At 68.2% G+C, this 20,381-nt stretch carries 16 protein-coding genes and 2 pseudogenes; 8 read left to right on the top strand and 10 right to left on the bottom strand.

Translation table 11 applies throughout. The features are described from left to right. Positions 1-3 precede the first annotated feature (3 nt). The 5 genes from ACFWJX_RS40020 (at position 4) to ACFWJX_RS40000 (ending at position 6,124) form a co-directional block, all read left to right on the top strand. Positions 4-405, top strand: coding sequence for a hypothetical protein (locus ACFWJX_RS40020; protein WP_383251926.1), 402 nt, complete (start codon positions 4-6; stop codon positions 403-405). Beyond that, a complete protein-coding gene (locus tag ACFWJX_RS40015; protein WP_383251924.1) occupies positions 402-1,256 on the top strand; it encodes an alpha/beta fold hydrolase in 855 nt (284 codons plus the stop codon). Before ACFWJX_RS40020 ends, ACFWJX_RS40015 begins: the two co-directional genes overlap by 4 nt. Beyond that, the gene (locus tag ACFWJX_RS40010; protein WP_383251922.1) at positions 1,253-2,452 is read left to right on the top strand and encodes a CaiB/BaiF CoA transferase family protein; all 1,200 of its coding nucleotides are present in this window, start codon (positions 1,253-1,255) and stop codon (positions 2,450-2,452) included. Before ACFWJX_RS40015 ends, ACFWJX_RS40010 begins: the two co-directional genes overlap by 4 nt. Positions 2,453-2,672: 220 nt before the next feature. Then, positions 2,673-5,354 (top strand): alpha/beta hydrolase fold domain-containing protein, encoded by a 2,682-nt coding sequence (locus ACFWJX_RS40005; protein WP_383251920.1) that lies wholly within the window; start codon positions 2,673-2,675, stop codon positions 5,352-5,354. A 353-nt stretch (positions 5,355-5,707) separates the two neighbouring features. Further along, positions 5,708-6,124: an SsgA family sporulation/cell division regulator gene (locus ACFWJX_RS40000; protein ID WP_383251918.1), complete on the top strand. Its 417-nt coding sequence runs from the start codon at positions 5,708-5,710 to the stop codon at positions 6,122-6,124. Positions 6,125-6,679: 555 nt separating this feature from the next. Here ACFWJX_RS40000 and ACFWJX_RS39995 read toward each other — a convergent pair. The 10 genes and pseudogenes from ACFWJX_RS39995 to ACFWJX_RS39950 form a co-directional block, all read right to left on the bottom strand. Next, entirely contained in the window at positions 6,680-7,864 is a 1,185-nt protein-coding gene (locus ACFWJX_RS39995; protein WP_383251962.1) for a TetR/AcrR family transcriptional regulator, read from the bottom strand. Positions 7,865-8,379: 515 nt separating this feature from the next. Next, on the bottom strand, positions 8,380-9,186 hold the full coding sequence (locus ACFWJX_RS39990; protein ID WP_383251916.1) for an enoyl-CoA hydratase/isomerase family protein: 807 nt from the start codon (positions 9,184-9,186) through the stop codon (positions 8,380-8,382). Between the two features lie 5 nt (positions 9,187-9,191). After that, positions 9,192-10,022, bottom strand: a complete 831-nt coding sequence (locus tag ACFWJX_RS39985) for an SDR family NAD(P)-dependent oxidoreductase (RefSeq protein ID WP_383251914.1) — start codon at positions 10,020-10,022, stop codon at positions 9,192-9,194. A gap of 16 nt (positions 10,023-10,038) precedes the next feature. Continuing rightward, positions 10,039-10,440 carry a MaoC/PaaZ C-terminal domain-containing protein gene (locus ACFWJX_RS39980; RefSeq protein ID WP_383251912.1) on the bottom strand — a complete coding sequence of 134 codons (402 nt, stop codon included), beginning with the start codon at positions 10,438-10,440 and terminating at the stop codon, positions 10,039-10,041. After that, positions 10,437-10,895, bottom strand: coding sequence for a MaoC family dehydratase N-terminal domain-containing protein (locus tag ACFWJX_RS39975; RefSeq protein ID WP_383251911.1), 459 nt, complete (start codon positions 10,893-10,895; stop codon positions 10,437-10,439). Before ACFWJX_RS39975 ends, ACFWJX_RS39980 begins: the two co-directional genes overlap by 4 nt. Before the next feature lie 3 nt (positions 10,896-10,898). After that, positions 10,899-12,083 (bottom strand): lipid-transfer protein, encoded by a 1,185-nt coding sequence (locus ACFWJX_RS39970; protein ID WP_383251910.1) that lies wholly within the window; start codon positions 12,081-12,083, stop codon positions 10,899-10,901. 281 nt (positions 12,084-12,364) lie between these two features. Continuing rightward, positions 12,365-12,742 carry an enoyl-CoA hydratase-related protein gene (locus ACFWJX_RS39965; protein ID WP_383251909.1) on the bottom strand — a complete coding sequence of 126 codons (378 nt, stop codon included), beginning with the start codon at positions 12,740-12,742 and terminating at the stop codon, positions 12,365-12,367. Between the two features lie 297 nt (positions 12,743-13,039). Next, on the bottom strand, positions 13,040-15,469 hold the full coding sequence (locus ACFWJX_RS39960) for a SpoIIE family protein phosphatase (RefSeq protein ID WP_383251907.1): 2,430 nt from the start codon (positions 15,467-15,469) through the stop codon (positions 13,040-13,042). Positions 15,470-15,705: 236 nt separating this feature from the next. Beyond that, entirely contained in the window at positions 15,706-15,783 is a 78-nt protein-coding gene (locus tag ACFWJX_RS39955) for a hypothetical protein (protein ID WP_383251960.1), read from the bottom strand. 13 nt (positions 15,784-15,796) lie between these two features. Continuing rightward, positions 15,797-16,182 (bottom strand): annotated as a pseudogene (locus ACFWJX_RS39950) (SDR family NAD(P)-dependent oxidoreductase). Between the two features lie 814 nt (positions 16,183-16,996). Between ACFWJX_RS39950 and ACFWJX_RS39945 the strand changes: the two are divergent. The 3 genes and pseudogenes from ACFWJX_RS39945 to ACFWJX_RS39935 all read left to right on the top strand — a co-directional run bounded on the left by ACFWJX_RS39945 (position 16,997) and on the right by ACFWJX_RS39935 (position 18,983). Continuing rightward, a complete protein-coding gene (locus ACFWJX_RS39945) occupies positions 16,997-17,374 on the top strand; it encodes a DoxX family protein (protein ID WP_383251905.1) in 378 nt (125 codons plus the stop codon). A 25-nt stretch (positions 17,375-17,399) separates the two neighbouring features. Beyond that, positions 17,400-18,371: pseudogene (locus ACFWJX_RS39940) on the top strand (pirin family protein). Positions 18,372-18,416: 45 nt separating this feature from the next. Further along, positions 18,417-18,983, top strand: a complete 567-nt coding sequence (locus tag ACFWJX_RS39935) for an NADPH-dependent FMN reductase (protein ID WP_383251904.1) — start codon at positions 18,417-18,419, stop codon at positions 18,981-18,983. The last annotated feature ends 1,398 nt before the right edge of the window (positions 18,984-20,381 follow it).

Raw genomic sequence — 20,381 nt, 5'->3', positions numbered from 1 at the left:
CCGATGTCCGCCGTCCCCCTTGACCTGAGCGCCCTGACACACAAGGTGCAACAGGATCCCGAGTTCGCCCTGCACAGCCGCTACCTCACCGCCGAGATCCGGGTCGTGATCGGTGAGCTCCAGTCGTTCCGGCTGGTGATGCGCGCCGGTGAACTCGTCGAGACCGACCCCGTCGTCACACCCTTCGACTCCTACGACATCCAGCTGGCCGGCACCGAGGAGCAGTGGTCGGCGCTGCTCTCCCCCACGCCGCCCCCGTTCTACCAGGACTTCTACCCCGCAATGGTCCACCACGGGTTCCGCATCGAGGGAGACATGGAGATGATCATGGCCTATTATCCCGCCATCCGGCGTCTCGGCGAGATCTTCCGTTCCACTGCGGCCTCTTCGGAGGTGTCGGCATGAGCGCGCGCATCCCTGATGTGACGGGGCGGTACGTCTACCTCGACGTTCAGGGCGTCGAATACCGCGTCTTCTTCGAGGAGGCCGGTGAGGGCATTCCGGTCGTGCTCCAGCACACCGCGGGCTGCGACGGACGCCAGTGGCGTCACCTGCTCGAGGACCCCGACTTCACCTCCCGGTACCGGCTCATCGCTCCCGACCTGCCCTTCCACGGCCGGTCGCTGCCCCCGGAGTCGCAGGAGTGGTGGACCGAGGAGTACTCGCTGCGCCAGGACTTCTTCCTCGCCTTCCACGTGGCGCTGGTCGAGGCCCTCGGCCTGGAGCGGCCGGTCTACGCCGGCTGCTCCATGGGCGGACACCTCGCCCCGGACCTGGCGCTGCACCACCCGGGCCTGTACAAGGCCGCCATCGGCATCGAGGCAGCCCTCAACAGCCATGGCGTGGAGCGCATCCTTCCGTGGCTCCACCACCCGCGGATCAACAACGACTCCAAGCCGGCTCTGATGCACACCATGTGCGCCCCGCAGAGCCCGGAGCGGTACAAGCGCGAGACCACCTTCGTCTACAGCCAGGGCGCGCCCGCGGTGTTCAAGGGCGACCTCAACTACTACCTGGTCGAGCACGATCTGACCGAGGACGCCAAGAAGATCGACACCTCGCAGACCGCGCTCTATGTCCTCAACGGTGAGTACGACTGGTCCGCGCCCCCGATGGCGGGTGCGGCCCTGGCGGCCGAGGTCGACGGCGCGACCGCCACCGCGATGCAGGAGGTCGGTCACTTCGCGATGTCGGAGAACCCGGAGGTGTTCAAGAGGTACTTCCTGCCCATCCTCGAGCAGGCGGCCGCCCGATGAGCGGGGGGCCGCTGCACGGGGTGCGGGTCATCGACCTCACCCACGCGCTCGCCGGCCCGTACTCCACGATGCTGCTCGCCGACCTGGGCGCCGACGTACTCAAGGTCGAACCGCCGCAGGGGGACATGGCCCGGTCCGCCGGGCCCGTCCCGGAGGGCAGCCTGCCCGACGCATACGGCGGCTACTTCCAGAGCGTCAACCGAGGCAAGCGCAGCGCCGTGCTCGACCTCAAGACGGCGGAGGGCACGGCTCATCTGCGTGAGCTGGTCGCCGACGCCGACGTCCTGGTCGAGAACTTCTCCGCCGGCGTGATGGAGCGGCTCGGACTGTCCTACGAGTCGCTCAGCGAGACGAACCCGAAGCTGGTGTACGCCTGCGTGCGCGGGTTCGGCGACGCCCGGTCCGGGGAGAGCCCGTATCTCGCCTGGCCGGCGTTCGACCTCGTCGTCCAGGCGATGGCCGGGATCCTCGGCATCACCGGCACCGAGGACGGTGCCCCGATCAAGGTCGGCCCGGGGATCGGCGACATCTTCCCCGGCACGATGCTGGCCCTCGGCATCACCTCGGCGCTCTACGAGGCCCGCGGCAGCGGGCGTGGCCAGTTCGTCGACGTCGCGATGTACGACGCCGTGCTCGCCCTGTGTGAGCGCATCGTTTACCAGCATTCCTATACCGGGGCCGTGCCACACCCGGAGGGCAACCGGCATCCGCTGCTGAGCCCGTTCGACGTCCTGCCGGCCGTCGACGGCTGGGTCACCATCGCAGCGCCCAGCAACGTACGCTGGCGCAGGCTTTGCGAGCTCATCGACCGGCCCGACCTCGCCGCCGACCCGAACCTGGCGACCAACGAGCAGCGGGTCGCCCGCCGCGGCGAGGTGTTCGACGTGCTCGCCGAGTGGTCCCGCCCTCGGACCAAGGCCGAGATTCTCGACCTGCTGGGCGGCCAGGTACCCGTCGGAGCCGTACGGGACGCGGCCGAGATCGTGGCCGATCCACACGTGGCCGTACGCGAGATGCTCGTCGAGGTGGAGCATCCGGGAACGGGACGGACCTTCACGGTGGCCGGACAGCCCCTGAAGTTCTCCAGGACGCCGGCGCGACCGCAGGGCCGCGCGCCCCTCCTCGACGAGCACGGCCCCGAGGAGCGCGCCAGCCTGTCCCTGCCCGGCGCGGCGCAGCACGGCGTACGCGCCTGACCGAGGCGGCTACCCAGCCGCACGCCGAAGTCAGCCCACTTCCGACTGCCTGCTCCTTTGGCGACATCAGCTGCCGGGTTCTGTCCACCTGCCCGGGCTGGAGGGTGATCGGCGGGATCACCGCGTGGCCTCGTCGTCGTCCCGCTCCGCCCGACCCATCGGTCCAGCAGCCCCTGCGAGGGCTGATCCACATCATCTACTCACGAATGGGAGTACGCCCATGCCTGCTGCACCAGGTGTCGACGCAGTGATTATCGGCGGGGGGTTTGCCGGGCTCTACGCAACGCACCGCCTCAGGAACGTCCTCGGTCTTGAGGTGCAGTCCTTCGAGGCCGGCTCCGGTCCTGGCGGCACCTGGTACTGGAACCGCTACCCCGGGGCTCGCTGCGACTTCGAGAGCCTTTGGTACTCGTACTCCTTCGACGAGGATCTCCAGCGTGAATGGCGATGGAGCGAGCGGTTCGCCGCCCAGCCGGAGATCCTGTCCTACCTCGAACACGTCGCGGACCGCTTCGATCTGCGCCGCAGCTACGAGTTCGACACCAGGGTCACCTCCGTCGTCTGGAACGAGAGCGACCAGCTCTGGACGGTCGGCACCGACACCGGACGTACGGTGACCGCGCGGTTCGTCGTCGCCGGGTCCGGCTGTCTCAGCGAGGCGAAGGCCGACGAGTTCGCCGGGCTCGAGGACTTCCGCGGTGAGATTCTTCGTACCAGCGCCTGGCCGCACGAAGGTGTGGACCTCAGCGGCAAGCGCGTCGCCGTCATCGGGACAGGTTCCACCGGCATTCAGGTCATTCCCGAGGTGGCGCGCGTCGCGGAGCAGCTCACGGTCTTCCAGCGCACCGCCAACTTCGCCAGCCCGCTGGGCAACCGGCCCATGCTGGAGGAGGAGTTGGACGAGACCATCGCCAACTATCCGGAGCTGCGTGCCGCTTCGCGGCTCAACTTCATCGGCGGACCGTATCCGCAGGCCCAGCCGTCCGCGCTCCTCGTCGACGAGGAAACACGTCGCCAGGTCTACGACCAGTACTACGACGGCGGCGCCTTCCGGATGGTGGTGTCGACCTTCAGCGACGTGCTGTTCAACAAGCAGGCGAACGACACGGTGGCCGACTACATCCGCGACAAGATCCGGACCCGCGTCAACGATCCCAAGGTCGCCGAAGCGTTGTGCCCCGGCGACGACCACCCCTACGCCACGAAGCGGGCGGCCTTCGAGACCAACTACTACGAGGCCTTCAACCGCGACAACGTGACGCTCGTCGACCTGCGTGCCACACCTTTCGAGACGGTCACGCCGACGGGGCTGCGGACGACTGCCGGGGACCACGAGTTCGACGTGCTGGTCCTTGCCACCGGCTTCGACGCCCTCACCGGGCCGTTGCTCGCGATGAACGTGGTCGGACGGGACGGAGTGCCGCTCAAGGATGTGTGGTCCGACGGCCCCCTGACCTATCTCGGGATCGCCGTGCCCGGCTTCCCGAACCTCTTCACCATCACCGGCCCCCAGAGCCCGGCGGTGTCCTACAACATGCCGCTGGCCATCGAGGACCACGTCGGCTTCACCGCCAATGCCATCTCCACCGTGCGAGAGCGCGGCGCGGTCGTCTTCGAAGCCACCTACGACGCTGCGCAGAAGTGGAAGGACATGGTCGTCGGGATCAGTGAGAACACGCTGCTTCCGCTGGCCAAGAGCTCCTGGTACCTGGGCGCGAACGTGCCCGGCAAGCCCCGCACCCCGCTACTGTTCATCGGCGGTGCACCGCTGTACCGTGCAATCTGCGCGGACGTCGAGGCCAGCGGCTACGGAGGCTTCGCCATCGGCGGCTCGGCCACCCCGACACCTCCCACCATCGACCTCGACCCCGCCGTGGCGATCGTGCTCGGCGCGATGATCAGCCAGGACCCGCGCCCGTTCGAGACACTCACGCTGCCCGAGCAGCGCGCCACAACGGAGGGCCTGCGCGCCCTGCAACTGCCCCCGCGGGAGACAGTACGCGCGGTCGCCACCAGCTACACCGCAGCGGAGGGCGACCTCCCGGTGCGCGTCTACGTCCCCGAGAACGGCGGGACGGACCTGCCGGTAGTGGTGTTCTTCCACCCGGGCGGCTGGATCACCGGCAGCATAGACGTCTCCGAAGAACCCTGCCGTGCGCTGGCTGACGACCTCGGCGCCGTCGTGGTCACACCGAGCTACCGACTCGCTCCCGAGCACCCGTTCCCGGCCGCCACCGACGACACCGTCGCCGCCGTTCGCTGGGCGGCGGAACACGCCCGGGACTACGGCGGAGACCCCGAGCGGATCGTCGTGATGGGGGAGAGCGCGGGCGGCAACCTGGCCACCGTCGCGGCACACCGCCTCCGGGACGAAGGCGGACCGGCCCTGGCCGCACAGGTACTCCTCTACCCTCCGATCGACCCGGACGCCGACACCCCGTCTCACTGCCGCTTCGCCTACGGGCCGCCCCTGAGCACGGCCGCGTTCGGCCAGATGTGGACGCAGTATCTGAAGGACCCGGCGGCCAAGGAGTCACCGCTCGCCGTGCCGAGCAAGGTGGCGAGCATGCAAGGTCTGCCGCCCGCCCTCGTCGTCACCATGGAGGTCGACCCCAACCGGGACGAGGCCGAGGCGTACGCCGGCCAGCTGGCCGCCGCCGGGGTCCGCACAGAGGTCGTCAGGATCTCCGGGCTGGTCCACGCGTCCCTCAACATGTCGGCGTACGTGCCGCGCTCCGGCGAGATCCTGAAGACTGTCGTCGCGTTCCTCCGCACCACCCTGGGTCTTGGCGACCAACCTGGCGAGTCAGCCGTTCACGGAGGGCTGCCGGTGGCGTCAGGTGATGTCGTCGGGAACGGCGTCGGTCAAGGTACCGGCTCTTCTGGGGCCAATCGAACCTGACGTACCAGGTCAGCGACGGACGCCCCGAGCCCTCGGGCCGCGGTACCGGCACCGCGTCGGGGCCGGTACCGCGGCCGGTGCCGCGATGCACGGGACCGGACATAATGCTGTCCGCGCCCGCCGAGCTGCACCGGCTCGATCCCCGTTCCCGGCCTGGTGTCCCGCTTCCATGAGCAGGGCACCAGGTCCACGGTGCCGCGAATGTGCGTGGATCGGGAGGCCTGTCACTCGACGGCGTCAGCCGACAAGGTGAGCACTGACACAATCCGTTGACGCCACAGGAAGCGGATTCCCATCTAAGTTGATGCATCTACTATTGATCGGAACTAGATTTCAGAGGACCGATGTGGCCCATGAGCGATCGCATAGACCACCGGCTGGACACCAAGCTCGTGCTCCCGTTTGGTGAGCGGATAACAGTCCCGACTGTCCTGTCGTACCGGACGGACGACCCTTTCGCCGTACACCTGATCTTTCATGCGGGCACCCATCACACCATCGCCTGGGCATTCGACCGTGACCTGCTGTCGCGGGGGCTGCGCCGGCCGTGTGGGCCGGGCGATGTGTACATTTGGCCCACCGGCATGGGATCGGACGCCGAGCTGCACCTGGTGCTCTCCTCCCCTCAGGGGGCAGCAAGGCTGGTCGCTCCACTTCCGGTCCTTGCCCAGTGGCTGGAACGCACCTACGCGTTGGTACCGGCCGGCCAGGAGACGGACGGCTGGGACGTGGACGCCGAGTTGTCACTGCTCCTGCACGGCGCGGCCTGAGAGGCCGCCTGACCGGCAGTATCCGAGGTCGACCGCTTCGCCCCGGACGGACTGGGTTGAGGGACGCCCAGGCCGCCGGGGCGATCCGCGTACCCGTCACGATGAACCGCCGGCCGGCACTCTGGCGGGGATCATATGAAGCACCCTGGTGCTGTCAGTCGTGACATCGGGGTCGGCGTACGCCGGGAGGCAGCCGGTTGGGGCACCCGCCGCCGAGTGCCATGCTGACAGTGATCGATGCCGGTGGCTCCAGATCCTGGAGCCAGAGGCTGTACGACTGCGGGGCTACCGCCCGGACGAGGACGTGAGCCCGCGGCACCGGGACAGCCATACCCTTCAGGTCTTCCAGGCCTCCCCAGCCGCTGACACTCGACACGGACCTGTCTGCGCTGTCACAGCCCTCGGGCCGGGGGCTCGCAGAGGACCAGGCGGCATGTCTCGAACGGTTGTCATACGACCAGATGCCGGTCGCCCTCGGACTACGACGAGCCGTCGAGACGTTCCCCCGAGTCCAGGAGAGAGTCAGCGCACGGCTGGACCGTACTGAAGCTGGTCTCAGTTCTCCAGCCCCAGGAGACTGCACCCGAGGCTGTGCACGTTCTGTGCGACGCCCGAACGGGTGCGCAACCGAGGCGTCCGGACCACGTCGTTGACGATGGTGAACACGGCCTGCACGCGGACGCGTGCCTCCGCCTGTGACATGGCTGGGTGGACGCAGCGCATCAGGTGCAACCACTCCTCGACGTAGTCGCGTTGTGTCTGACGGGTCCGACGCCTCTCGTCGTCCGGGAGATGCTCCGTCTCGGTGATGGTGAGCGTCACCAGGTACCGGTGAGCCAGCGCGAACTGGGTATATCGCAGGACCAAGAGACGCAACGCGTCCGCGGGGTCTTCCGCGGACGCGAGCACCTCGGCCAGGTCCAGCCACAACCGTTCGACGCTGCGATTCACGGCCATGGCAAGGATCTCGTGCTTGCTGGAGAAGTGGTTGTAGATGCTCTGGCCAGCGATGCCGACGGCGGCCCCGGTGTCCTCCAGACTGACGGCGGCGTAGCCCCGTTCGGCGAACAGTCCGGTCGCCGCAGCGAGGAGACTCTCCCGGCGGGACCGGTGCGTCAGCGCCTGTCCTCTACCTGGTCGGTCACGGACGTGCTGACCCAGGTCCGGGAGCTGCGCCGTCGCAACGCAGTGCATCAAAGCCGCGATCAGGTCCGGATAGTCGGGTGCGGGGAGCTCCACGTGCTGGTAGGCGACACTGGCAGCGACACCGAAGAGGCACCAGGCAAGCAGCTCAGCGTGGGCGGAGTCCAGCTCTCGCCTGGACGTGGTCAGCTGGTCGACGAGCGCGCGACGCGCATCGTGCAGGTGCTCGGCCAGTTCGGCGTGATGCTCAGCGGGGAGGTTCCGGGCTTCACGCTGCCACAGCACGCCGAGCTCGCGTCGGGCCAGGGCTGTCTCGGCGAACGCATGGACGAGCGAGTCGAGGTCTCCCGGTCGCACCGCGTACAGGCCGCCCAGGCAAGATTCCAGCGCCTCGGCGACGACCGCGTACAGCAGCTCCTGCTTGCCCCGAAAGTGCCGGTACAGCGCGGACGGGCCGATGCTCACCGCCGTGGCGATGTCACTCATGGCGACGTTCGCATACCCGTGCCGGTAGAACAGCTCCCGCGCGGCAGCGATGATCAACTCCCGGCGGTTGCGGGGCCGGCTACCTCGCGCAGGAGGTGTCGGTGCCTCCATGTCCACCGTCACCGTCTCCTCCTGATTCCGGGGTCATGTCCGCTTGCCGGGGCAGTCAACCCGGCGTTCGCCATCGCCCAGTATTTCCTGCGCAGCGCCCGCTCCAGAACCCTGCCCCTCCCCCGGCATGGGCAGGGCCTCGGAGAACCCCAGGCTGCGCGGCGCCTCGTTGCCGGTAATGTGCTCCCGAAGTTCGGTCGCCATGGCTCGCGGCCCTGCTTCACGCCTCGCCGACCGAGCTAGGCATCGTCGCAATGGTGGCATGACCCGACATTCCATAAGGCTGAATGACTTGGCGGGTCACGCTGGAGCGGGTCGAGGGCGCCGAGCCAGCCGACGAGATCGGCCACAGTGGAGTACGGGCGTCACGCCGAGCAGGCAGGCATACTCACGAAGGAGCCTGACGCCTGACAGCCCATCAAACTGCTCGGGTACAGCAGATGCCTAGCCAACCGACCTCATTGACGAGTACGCACGGCACGTTGCCCACCCCGCCTCCTCGAACAGGATCTGTCTCATGATGTCCTCGACTCTCCGGAGGGCTGGGTCGAGCGGTTGTTGCTGCGGTTGAGAAAGTGATCTATCCGGTCGGCCGGTCCGGGGCCCAGGAAGAGGGCACGCTGGTGGGCGCGTTCCCCGGCCAACTGGGCGGCGAGCGGCGCGGCCTGTCCGGCTGCGACGAGTTCGCGCGTCGCAGCCACGCCACCGGTGGGTTCCAGCTCCGACAGCCGCCGCACAATATCCCGCACCTCCTCACGAAAGCGGTCGTCGTCCACACAGCTCCAGATGAGGCCCCAGTCGCGGGCTTGTTCCGCCGTGATCCGGTCGCCGAGAAGCGACATGCCCATCGCGCGCGCCCGGCCGGCGTGGCGGGCCAGCGCCCAGGTGATGCCCACATCGGGCACGATTCCCAGCGACGTCATCTGCGGTATCAGGAAGTAGGCCGAGCGGGTGGCCACGGTGACGTCCGCGAGCAGGGCCAGGCCGACGGCGCCGCCCGCGCACAGGCCGTTGACGGCGGCCACCACCGGCACGGGCGTCTCCAGAATCGCCGCGCACATGGGGTCGACACTGCGGGCCATTCCATCCACCACCTCCCGCGCCAGGCCCTTGCCCTGGGAATCGAGGTCTGCGAGGTCCAGGCCGGCGGAGAACGCACGTCCCGTGCCGGTGATGACCAGTACCCTGGTCGCCGGATGGTGGCCGAGCGACTCGACCGCTTCCCGGATCTGGTCCATCAGCTCCCAGCTCAGAGCATTGAGCCGATCCGGTCGGTCGAGCCTGATCGTGGCGACACCGTCGTCGAGGCAGGTGTTCAGCATGGCCGTCAGATCACGAATCCGCCGCCGCAGACCAGGGTCTGCCCACTGACGTAGTCCGACTCGGGTATGCAGAACAGGTACACCGCACTGGCGGCGTCCGCGGGAGTACCGGCGCGGCCCAGCGGAATCGTGCGCTCCATGGCGTCCATCAGCTGGGCATTGACGCCGACCTTGATCTCCCGGCCCTGTACGTCGATCGTGCCGTCGCCGTCCGCCGGGGTGTCGGTCAGCCGGGTCTTGATCAGCCCGAACGCCACCGCGTTGACCGTGACGTTGTAGCGGCCCCACTCCTTGGCCATGGTCTTGGTCAGGCCGGTGACACCGGCCTTCGCTGCCGCGTAGTTCGCCTGCCCGGCGTTGCCGCCGAGCCCGGCGATCGAGGAGATGTTGACGACCTTGCGGCACGGCACCGGCTCACCGGCCTCGTGGGAGCGCTTGACGGCGGCGGAGATCACCGGCTGCGCGGCCCGCAGGATCCGGAACGGCGCCTTGAGGTGCACGTCGAGGATCGCGTCCCAGTGCTCGTCTGTCATCTTCTGGATGACGGAGTCCCAGGTATAGCCGGCGTTGTTGACGATGACGTCCAGTCCGCCGAAGTTCTCCACGGCCGTCCGCACGAAGCGCTCGGCGAAGCCCTCGTCGGTGACGCTGCCGACGCAGGCGACGGCCCGCCCGCCACCGGCCTCGATCGCGGCCACCGTCTCCTTGGCGGGCTCCGCGTCAAGGTCGTTGACGACCACGGACGCACCGTCACCAGCAAGCTTGAGGGCGATCTCCTGCCCGATACCCCGTCCCGAGCCGGAGACGACGGCGACCTTCCCGTCCAGCTTTCCCATGCGGGTCACATTCCTTTCAGCCGACTGCGACGACAGCGTCGCCGAGAAGGGTGGGGGTGCCGTCGTCCAGCTGGACGGTCAGCGCGAGCGTGGCGAGGCCATCCTCGATCGACACCACGGTCGCGGTGCACGTCGGCCTGGAGAGCACAGGGGTGATGGCGGCGAAGCGCACCTTGTAGGAGCGGATGCGCTGTTGCGGAACCCAGTTGGTGAGCAGCCGACCCAGGTAGGCCATGGACAGCATTCCGTGCGCGAAGACGTCGTCCAGACCCGCGGACTTCGCGACGTCGAGGTCGATGTGGATCGGGTTGTCGTCACCGGACGCCCCCGCGAACAGCGCCAGAGTGGTCCGGGAAACCGGCTCGAGTCGCAGTGGGGGCAGCTCGGTGCCCACGTCGATCTGCTGGCTGGGACTCACTGTGGCACCTCCGGATTGCGGACCACGACGACACTGCGTGCCTCGGCGATCAGCTCCCCGTCGCGGCTGATGTCGGTCTGCTTGACCAGAAACTCCAGCGCGCCCCCCTTCTTGCTGAAGGCCTCGGTGATGCGGGGCTCCAGGGTGAGGGTGTCGCCGGCGTTCGCCATTCGGTGATAGGTGAACGACTGTTCGCCATGCAGCACCCGGCGCAGGTCCACGCCGAGCGCGGCGAGGTATCCGAACGGCTCCGGCGACTCCAGCTCCAGGCTGAAGAAAAACGTCGGCGGAACCGGCAGATCGGGATGACCTGCCTGCCGGGCGGCTTCGACCTCCGTGTACACCGGATCCGTCTCACCGATGGCCTTGGCGAAGAAGCGCAGCCTGCCGCGCTCCACGGCCACGCTGATCGGATCGAACGGCAGCTTCCTGGCCGCCTCAACATCGATCGGCATCGCTCAGCCCACCTTCTCGTACAGCGTCACCACGGCGGCGCCACCGATGCCGATGTTGTGCTGGAGCGCCACCTTGACGCCCTCCACCTGCCGCGCTTCGGCCTGGCCGCGCAGCTGCCAGACCAGCTCGGTGCACTGCGCCAGTCCGGTCGCGCCCAGCGGGTGGCCCTTCGACAACAGACCGCCCGACGGGTTGGTGACCACTCGGCCGCCGTAGGTGTTGTCGCCGTCCGCGATGAACTTCTCCGCCGTGCCTTCCGCAGTGAGCGCGAGTGCCTCGTAGGTCAGCAGCTCGTTGGTGGTGAAGCAGTCGTGCAGCTCGACCACCCGCACATCCTCAGGACCGATGCCCGCCTTCTCGTACACCTGCCTTGCCGCTGCCTTGGACATGTCGTATCCGACGATCTTGCGCATGTCCCCGTCGTCGAACGTGGACGGGAAGTCGGTCACCATCGCTTGCGCCCGGATCGTCACATCGGTACGCAGACCGTGCCGGCGGGCGAACTCTTCCGAGCACAGCACCGCCGCGGCCGCACCACAGGTCGGCGGGCAGCACTGCAGCCGGGTCAGCGGGCCGTAGATCCGCGGCGACGCGAGCACCTCCTCGACCGTCGCCTGGTCCCGGAAGACCGCGTAAGGGTTGTGCGCCGCGTGCCGACGCGCCTTCACGGCGATCTTGGCGAAGGTGTCCTCGGCCAGACCGTACTCCTTGGCATAGGCCGCGCCTGCACCGCCGAAATACCGGGGGGCGAACGGAGCATCCGACTCCCCCTCGACGGCGAGCGTCACCTCGTCGAACCGGTCGAACGGACTGGGGCGATCCTGCCAGTGTGTCGCCAGCGCACCCCGCTGCATCTGCTCGAAGCCGAGAGCGAGCACGCAGTCCGCCATGCCGCTCTCGATCGCCTGCCGCGCCAGAAACAGTGCGGAGGAGCCGGTCGAGCAGTTGTTGTTCACGTTCACGATCGGGATGCCGGTCTGGCCCACGCCGTACAGCGCGGCCTGACCGCAGGTCGAGTCGCCGTACACATAGCCGACGAAGGCCTGCTGAACCAGGCCGTAGTCGATCCCCGCGTCGACCAGCGCGGCTCGCGCGGCCTTCTCACCCATCACGTCGTAGGACTCGCTGTTCTTCGGTGTCTTGAACGGGATCATCCCGACACCTGCAACGGCCACCTGTGTCGTCATCAGACTCCAACCTTCCGCTCCATCACACCTGCCTGAGACTACTGCTCATTCACTTGTAGCGGAATAGATGCCGCTAAAAGGGCTACCCGATGCGATTTTGATGATGCTGAACTTCTGGCTATTCACTAAGTGGCAATGGGTGTCCGGCGTCACGCAGGCCATCCCGACCGGGCAAGCAGGACGGCGGTCAGAGCCCGGCACCCCGTCTGCGAGGCGATGTCCAGCTCATCGAGCAGCGCACAACGCCGTCGGCATCGGCTGCTCCGGGCTCGGACTACTGGTCATCGGCCCGCGAAGTCCGGACGACGTCGTTCGATGAACGCCTGTCGGGCCTCGGCGAGATCCTCGCTGGCCAGGAACGCCGCGTTCCACAGGGCGACGTACCGCACCCCTGGCTCGGTCCTCGCATCGCGCTCGGCGTCGAGGACATCCTTGATATCGGCCAGCACCAACGGGGAGTTGCTCGCCATCTCGGCGGCGACCCGGCGCGCGGCTTCGTCGAGCTCGGCTCGTGAGGCGTACGCGTGGTTGACCAGGCCGATCCGCATGGCCTCTGCGGCTTCGACGTTGCGACGTGTCAGGGCCAGCTCACGCAGGTGGCCATCGCCGACGATCCCGACCAGACGCTGGAGAGTACCCAGATCCGCCACGATGGCCATCCGGGTCTGCGGGCCCTCATCCGGACATTCGTCCACGTGGCCGCCGACACCCGGAGCTGTTGCGCCTGATGAAAACGAGAGCGGAGAGCCCAGCGAGCGGCTCGACTACATCAGCGAACGCTTCATCGAACCACAGCTGGCCCGGCTCCAGCGGCTCTGGGACGAGCTTGCCGAGCGCCGCGAGGTCAAGGACGCAATACCCCCGAAGTGATCTACTTCATGATCATGGATGCGTTGCGGCCCTGAGAGATGCGCCTGTGCACACGCGGCATCCGACCGGTCGGCCGGCCGGCCACGTCAGGGCACCAGGTTCTGCACGTCCCACAAGAACGGGCCGGTCTGTTCGGTGAGGGACTGCTCGACCCAGATGGTCTTGCCCGTCTGCCCGTATCGACAGCCCCAGCGTGTGGTGAGCTGCGCCACCAGGAACAGACCGCGGCCTCCCTCCTCGGTGCTCCGAGCCCGCCGCAGCCGCGGCTGGGTGTTGCTGGGGTCGGTGACCTCACAGACCAGTACGTCCTCCCGGATCAGGCGCACTCCGACCGGGCCGCCGGCGTAGCGGATGGCGTTGGTGACCAGTTCGCTGACGACGAGTTCGGTGGTGAAGGCGAGGTCATCGAGCCCCCACTCGGTCAGCTGGCGGGTGACCTCGTCCCGGGCCTCGGCCACGACGGTCGGATCGGCTGGGAACTCCCAGCCGGCGGTGTTCTCCCTCCGCACAGCGCGCGTACGGGCCAACAGCAGCGCGATGTCGTCGCGGGCCGGTTGGTCGCCGATGCCGACGAGGACGGAGCGGCCCACCTCGTCCAGGGGGGCGTCGGGGCGGTGGTGAGCAGCGAGCCTGTCCGTCAGGCGGCGCAGGCCGGCGTCGATGTCGCAGTCCTCGCGGAGCATCAGGCCCTTGGTGTACAGGGCGACGAGGCTGTCGGGCTCAAGAGTGACCGTCGTGGTCTCGAAAGGCATTCCGCCGACGCCGAGCGGGGGTCCGGGAGAGATCGGGACGTCCTGTTCAGTGCCGTCGGATCGGACGACGACCGGCGGGGGATGACCGGCACTGGCGAGCGTGCACTGCTGGCTGACCGGATCGTAGACGACGTACAGGCAGGTGGCGCTGACCGTGTCCCGGTGCCTCGGGGACGCCTCGGCTGACAGGCGCTGCACGAGACCGTCCAGGCGGGTGAGCAACTCGTCAGGGGCGAGTTCGAGGTCGGCGAGTGTGTGAATGGCCGTGCGCAGGCGCCCCATGCTCGCGGTGGCGGGCAGACCGTGCCCGGCGACGTCCCCCACGACGAGGGCGAGCCGCAAAGAGGGCAGGCGGATGACGTCGAACCAGTCACCGCCGATTTCGGCTCCGCCGCTCGCTGGCCGGTAGATCCCGACCGTCTCCGCTGCCGGCGTGTCGTTCGTCGCCCGGGGCAGCAGACGGTGCTGCAGCGCGACAGCGGCACGGTGCTCCCGGGTATAACGGCGGGCGTTGTCGATGGCAAGGGCACCCCTGGAGGCGATCTCCGTGACCAGCTCGACGTCTTCTGGGGTGAACGGCTCCGACTCCTTGACCCGCCAGATCTGCAGGTCGCCGAGTATGAGGCCGCGTGCGTACAGCGGCGCGATCGCCATCGAGTGCCAGGCACCGGGTAGGAGGAGGTCGACCAGTTCGGGGTCGTCCAGTGCGGTGACGAGTTCCTGGCGGGTCATGACGACCGTCTCGCCGTGTTGAACTCTGCGGAAGGCCGGGTGGTCGGGCAACGGAGGCAGGGACTCGCCCCGCTGGATGCGGCCCGGCCACTCGCTGGTGGCCGAGCCCACGGCGCGCAGGTGGAAGTCGCCGCCACCCGACCACTTCGGGGGTTCGTCCCCTTCGAGTACCGCCTCGGCGAGGTCGACTATCCCGAGGCTGCCGAGTGCCGGGACGACCACCTCGGCCAGCTGCTGTGCGGTGCGCTGAACGTCCAGCGAGCCGCCGACCCTGATGGCGGCCTCCCTCAGGAGGTCCAGATGCCGCCTGGCCTGCCGCTGCTCGGTCATGTCCGTGAACAGGACGGCAACCCCCGCCGGGTGCGCCGCCGCATCCTCCAGTCGCACGGCGGACATGCGCAGGGTCCATTCCCGCTCAGGGACCTGCGGTGACCGTATCCGCTTCTCTGCGCCGACCAGAGATACCCCGGACTCCAGCACTTGGCGCAGCGAAGCCTCGATATCGTCGGCGTCCTCGGGGATGAGAACGTCCCGCGGCCGGCTGCGGGACTGCGCGGGAGGACCGCCGAACATCGCCGGGTCCAGGTTCGTCCGCAGGAGGGCTAGATCCGGGTCGTGGATGCCGATACCGATCCCATCCTGGGAGAACAGCGCACGCAGGAGCGAGACTCCCAGTTCCTGCTCGCTCACCATCTGCGTGAGGGCGGCCAGGGCCAGCAACTCGGCGGCCCCCTCCAGCCGGAACACGCGGAAGGTGACGTCGACCGTGCCGCCCAGGCTGTGCCGTAGCAAGGCCCTGCCTCCGACCGGAACCGTTGTCCCCCGCAAGGGTGCAGCGAGTGATCCGCCAGGAACGTCCGCGACCAGGTCCCGCACCGGTCGACCGCGGACTTCCGTGGCGGTATAGCCCACCAGCTTGGCGGCAGTCGAGGACCACCGCAGTACCGTGCCACCTTCGTCGAGCACGGCGGCCGCGAGGGTGTCGAAGGCGAATGAGGCACCGCCGTCGTCGTGGTCGCTGGATCCGCTCATGTCACTTCCTCGCTCGGCACGGCACCTCGCTGTGCTCCACCGGGAGACTGTTCCCATTATCGGCGTTGGGCGCCTCGGTGCCGAGGTGACGCCTCGATTGAGGACGTTGCCGTCGAATCGGCTGCCTGAGACGTGAAACCTGGATGCGGATCGACGAAGGTAGCCGGCACCACAACCGGGATGTGCCGTACACCAAAGGCCGAGGTCAGAGACCTGGGCATCGACTGTTGCCGGTGTCAGACGGTGTAGCCGCCGTCGATGTTGATCGTCGCGCCCGTCACGTAGGCCGACTCAGGGCCGGCGAGGTAGACGATCAGGCCGGTCAGCTCATCGGGAGAGGCAAAGCGGCCGGCCGGGGGTCAGCCCGGTCATCAGCCCGGCGAAGTCGTCTTCGGACGCGTTGCCGTCCGTCGCGATCGGGCCTGGCTGGATGTTGTTCACCGTAATCGCTCTCGGCCCCAGTCCCCGGGCCAGCGCTCGGGTGAAACCGCCGATGGCCGCCTGGTGAGGGAGTACGTCGTACCGTTCGGAATCGGCATCCGCTCGGCGAAGACGCTGCCGATCGAGATGATCCTGCCTCCGTCGCCCATGTGCCGCAGCGCTTCCCGTGTGGCCACCCGCACCGAGCGCACGTTCACCGCGACGGCCCGGTTGAAGTCGTCGACGGTGAGTTCCTCGATCGACGCGACGTGGGCGCCTCCAGCGTTGTTCACCAGTTCGCTTGCGCAGGCGACAAATCCGGGGAGGGCACAGTCGCACGGGTTGGTGCGCAGGATGGACGCCCCGGTCCAGGCCAGGAATCCGACACCCCGGAGAGAGCCGGCGTCGGCATCGGCCACAGAGCGCAGCACACCCCCGCCGAAAGCAGCGCCCGCGACCCCGGCAAGATCACCCTCATGTCGAAATCCTCACCGTCGGCGCGGAACCGGTCACCGCGGCCGAGGCATACTTCGTCATCATGACCCTCTCGCTCGGCGAGTAGCGCGGCATCCCTAAGCGCCGCGGGACAAGCTGGTCATCGACGCCATGAACTACTGATGGAAGGTCGACGGGATCCGCAAGGACCTCACCGACCCACTCGCCTTCTCGAGCGAGACCGTGCAGAGGCGTCTGTCCTGAGCCCGTGCGGCGAAGGCCTGCAACCGTCTGGACCACCACGACCTCAAGGACGGGGCCAGCCCGCGGGAACGTCCGTCGGCTTCAGCCCGTCATGACGGGGCCCTTGACCCAGGGCCGCGCCTCGAACCGGACACCGAGCCGTCCGTCTCCAACGTCGGCATCGCGGAGCCGCGCGTGACACCCCTCCGCTTGCCGGAGGCAGAGCGGGGACGAGTCGTGATCAGCGCACGCAGCGCGGATGTGAAGCCGACCGAGCGTACGGCCTGATCATCAACTCTTGACGAGCCGAGCACCCCGGCTCCTGAGGGTTGATATGTCATCTACCATCGACTACTTTAGGTGATGCATCAATTATTGCTGCGGGGCACCGCGACGCGGATCCGCACAACCCGAACTCAAGAGGTATCAATGAACGTCACCTTGTGGGCTGTCGCGGCCCTGCTCGCTCTGGTCTTTCTCGGTGCCGGCGCTGCCAAGCTCGCCCAGCCCAAGGAGAAGCTCCTCGCCTCCCCGTCCATGGGTTGGGCCGAGGACTTCTCGCCCGGGGTGATCAAGACGATCGGCCTCCTGGAGGTACTTGCCGCCCTTGGGCTGATCCTGCCCGCGGCGGTGGACATCGCCCCGATCCTGGTCCCGCTGGCCGCGTCCGGCCTGGCACTGACCATGTTCGGCGCCGCGATCACGCACAGCCGGCGCGGTGAGCTCCAGTCGGTCGTCGTGAACGTGGTCCTGCTCGCTCTGGCCGTCTTCGTGGCCTGGGGCCGCTTCGGCCCGCACTCCTTCTGACGGCAACAGCAAGAGAGGAACAGACATGCCTGCTATCACCGTGGACGACGTCCTGGTCCCGCCACGCCTGCCGGAACTCGACCCGGCCGGCACCGTCTACCGACCATCCGCCGCCTGACCACCGCGCAACACGGCTTCGAGGGCGAGGGCTTCCCGGTGCGCCGCGCCTTCGCCGGGGTGCCGTTGCCCGAGCTGGATCCCTTCGTGCACATGGACCACCTCGGGGTGGTCGAGCAGGCGCCCGGCGAGGCACGGGGCACCCCGTGGCATCCGCACCGCGGCTTCGAGACGGTCACCTACCTCATCGACGGAGCCGTGGAGCACCAGGACTCCAACGGCGGCGGTGGGCAGCTCACGGACGGCGACACCCAGTGGATGACCGCCGGGGCCGGCGTCCTGCACATCGAGAAGCCGCCGGAGCATCTGGTCAGGAGCGGCGGGGTGTTCCACGGTGTGCAGCTGTGGGTCAACCTGCCCCGTGCCAAGAAGATGAGCCCGCCGCGCTACCAGGACATCCGCGGCAAGCACACCGGACTGCTCACCACCCCCGACGGCGGCGCGCTGATCGGCGTGATCGCCGGAGACATCGCCGGCCACACCGGCCCGGGCGTCACCCACACCCCGATCACCGTCGCCCACCTCACCGTCGAACCCGGCGCCCAGGTCGATCTGCCCTGGGACCCGGCCCACAACGCGATGGTCTACGCCCTAGCGGGCCACGGAACGGTCGGCGCCGAGGCCCGCCCGATCCAGGAGGGCCAACTCGCCGCCCTCGGCGCGGGCGACGCGCTGCGGCTGACCGCCGACCAGGCCCCAGGAGTCCCGCTCCCCCAAGCTGGAGCTTTTCGTACTGGGTGGCCTGCCCATCCGCGAACCCGTCGTCCAGTACGGCCCGTTCGTGATGAACACCCCTGAAGAAATCCAGCAGGCCTTCGAGGACTACCAGGCCGGCCACCTCGGCGTCATCCCCGCCCAACACCTCCCCCACAGCCCCTGACCATCCGTCAAAACTGGCAACTACGAACACCGCCAAGGAGTCTCCATGACCAGTATCGGCATCATTCTCGGCAGCACCCGCCCGGGCCGCAACGGCGAGCAAGTGGCCAACTGGGTCTACGACATAGCCTCCCAGCGCAGCGACGTCGAGTTCGAACTCGTCGACCTGCGCGACTACCCGCTGCCGCACCTGGACGAGCCGCTGCCCCCGTCACTGGGCCAGTACCAGAACGACCACACCAAGAAGTGGGCCGCGAAGATCGCCTCCTTCGACGGCTTCGTCTTCGTCACCCCCGAGTACAACCACAGCACCTCCGGCGTACTCAAGAACGCCATCGACTACCTGTACACGGAGTGGAACAACAAGGCGGCCGGGTTCGTGTCGTACGGTGGCGTCGGCGGCGCCCGGGCCGTGGAGCACCTGCGGCTGGTCGTTGGAGAGCTGCAGATCGCCGATGTGCGCCAGCAGGTGGCACTGTCGATGATGACCGAGTTCGAGAACTTCAGTGTCTTCAAGCCCGGCGACTACAACGTGCAGTCCCTCGGTACCCTGCTCGACCAGGTCGTCGCGTGGAGCGGGGCCCTGGCGCCGCTGCGCACCCCCGCCGCCTGAACCGCAGCTCCTGCCGACGCCGGGTCGCCGGCGACGGCCCTCTCCGTTCACCACCGCGACGTGGTTCACCGACCGACTCGCCATCGTCGCGTCCCTTGAGTTCGGCCGAGGCCCGGCAGCCCGGAGCGGTCCTGGCCCCCTCCACTTCGCCCCGGTACCGACCCGTACTCGAAGATGTCCCTCGTCGGTGACTGCCTGGCGCTGTCCGATCCATGCACCATCTGGCATCCGCCGATGGTGCTTGCGGTGGTCGCCACAACGGAGCATCACCGGCTCAGCGCGCCGTGACGAGCGGCCCGGCGACCATCGGTGCCGTGGAGACCTTGGCCGTACTGACCTTCGGGGAGGATCGGCGTGAAGTTGCCCTGGTCGTCGGCCGCGAGGGTATTTGACGGATCGATCGGCGCACACGCCCTTCAAGGCCCCTCGGCCTCGGCGAAAGCCACACGATCCGCCGGCAGGCCGGCGAAGTCACCATGACATCCCCGGGGGCCTCCGCAGCGAGCACCACCGCAGCCAGATCCGTCAACGGTGCCACCGCGCGGGGCCGTCGGACAGGACCTCGTCAACGGTCCCCCGCGCAATGGGAAGCCGCGACAGCTCCGCCTCCACTGCGACAACTGTGAGACCCGTGGGGTGCCGCCGGATCGGCGGGCATGTCCGTCGAGGTCAACCCTGATCGAGCCATCCGGCGCAGCGGGGCAAGACCGAGGCCGCCGACGCGGACGCCACTGCCCGCGCCGTTCTGTCCGGACGCGCCACCACCGCGCCGAAGACGGGTGAAGGCCCGGCAACGACCTGCACACGTCATCAGACTGCCCTGGGAATCGGCCGTCAAAGCCCGCACCCAGGCGAGGAACCAGCTCGAAGCCGTGCTCCTGGGCGCCGATCCCATTCTGCGCGAGTCATTGTCCGGACTCAGGAACCCGGCGCTGATCGCGCGGTGCGCGGACGGCCTTACCGGCAGCAACGATGCGGTCGTCTTCGTCCTCCGGCTCCTGGCCCGCCGCATACAGCACTTGACCTGCGAGGCTAAGGACCTCGCGATCTACGGCCACATCCAGCCGAAGAAAGTCACACCCCAACTGCCTCCCCCGCCACTTGACGAATCATAGAGGCATCTCCTCCGGACACCCGGCGGTCTGCTCGCGCCGATCGGCGCGGCCGCAAGCCCCCATTCCCCTGGCCTCAAGCGCCTCGACCAACGACTGCGCCACACCACCCACCCGCGAAATCGCTCCGCTTGTACGCCCTCACAAGATCTGCACACGTCATCTCATTCCCAGGTATCAGAGCTCGGTGGTCGACCCGCAGGTGGACCGTCATCACCCCGTGGTGCGCGCGAGTCAGCCGGGCATCAGAAAGGCCGGTCGGGGTCGCCTGGAAGTCGTCCAGGCG

This window comes from Streptomyces sp. NPDC058335, from assembly GCF_042723915.1.
GTDB lineage: Bacteria > Actinomycetota > Actinomycetes > Streptomycetales > Streptomycetaceae > Streptomyces.
The sequence above is the reverse complement of the archived record's forward strand: the minus strand, read 5'-3'. Positions and strand labels throughout refer to the sequence as shown.

Bases quoted from the DNA above. Each gene is read 5' to 3' on its own strand.
- ACFWJX_RS39975 (WP_383251911.1), bottom strand. From the start codon at position 10,895: ATGCCGATCGATGTTGAGGCGGCCAGGAAGCTGCCGTTCGATCCGATC.
- ACFWJX_RS39965 (WP_383251909.1), bottom strand. From the start codon at position 12,742: ATGGCCATCGTGGCGGATCTGGGTACTCTCCAGCGTCTGGTCGGGATC.
- ACFWJX_RS40000 (WP_383251918.1), top strand. From the start codon at position 5,708: ATGAGCGATCGCATAGACCACCGGCTGGACACCAAGCTCGTGCTCCCG.
- ACFWJX_RS40010 (WP_383251922.1), top strand. From the start codon at position 1,253: ATGAGCGGGGGGCCGCTGCACGGGGTGCGGGTCATCGACCTCACCCAC.
- ACFWJX_RS40015 (WP_383251924.1), top strand. From the start codon at position 402: ATGAGCGCGCGCATCCCTGATGTGACGGGGCGGTACGTCTACCTCGAC.
- ACFWJX_RS39945 (WP_383251905.1), top strand. From the start codon at position 16,997: ATGAACGTCACCTTGTGGGCTGTCGCGGCCCTGCTCGCTCTGGTCTTT.
- ACFWJX_RS40005 (WP_383251920.1), top strand. From the start codon at position 2,673: ATGCCTGCTGCACCAGGTGTCGACGCAGTGATTATCGGCGGGGGGTTT.
- ACFWJX_RS39935 (WP_383251904.1), top strand. From the start codon at position 18,417: ATGACCAGTATCGGCATCATTCTCGGCAGCACCCGCCCGGGCCGCAAC.
- ACFWJX_RS39995 (WP_383251962.1), bottom strand. From the start codon at position 7,864: ATGGAGGCACCGACACCTCCTGCGCGAGGTAGCCGGCCCCGCAACCGC.
- ACFWJX_RS39985 (WP_383251914.1), bottom strand. From the start codon at position 10,022: ATGGGAAAGCTGGACGGGAAGGTCGCCGTCGTCTCCGGCTCGGGACGG.
- ACFWJX_RS39970 (WP_383251910.1), bottom strand. From the start codon at position 12,083: ATGACGACACAGGTGGCCGTTGCAGGTGTCGGGATGATCCCGTTCAAG.
- ACFWJX_RS39990 (WP_383251916.1), bottom strand. From the start codon at position 9,186: ATGCTGAACACCTGCCTCGACGACGGTGTCGCCACGATCAGGCTCGAC.
- ACFWJX_RS39960 (WP_383251907.1), bottom strand. From the start codon at position 15,469: ATGAGCGGATCCAGCGACCACGACGACGGCGGTGCCTCATTCGCCTTC.
- ACFWJX_RS40020 (WP_383251926.1), top strand. From the start codon at position 4: ATGTCCGCCGTCCCCCTTGACCTGAGCGCCCTGACACACAAGGTGCAA.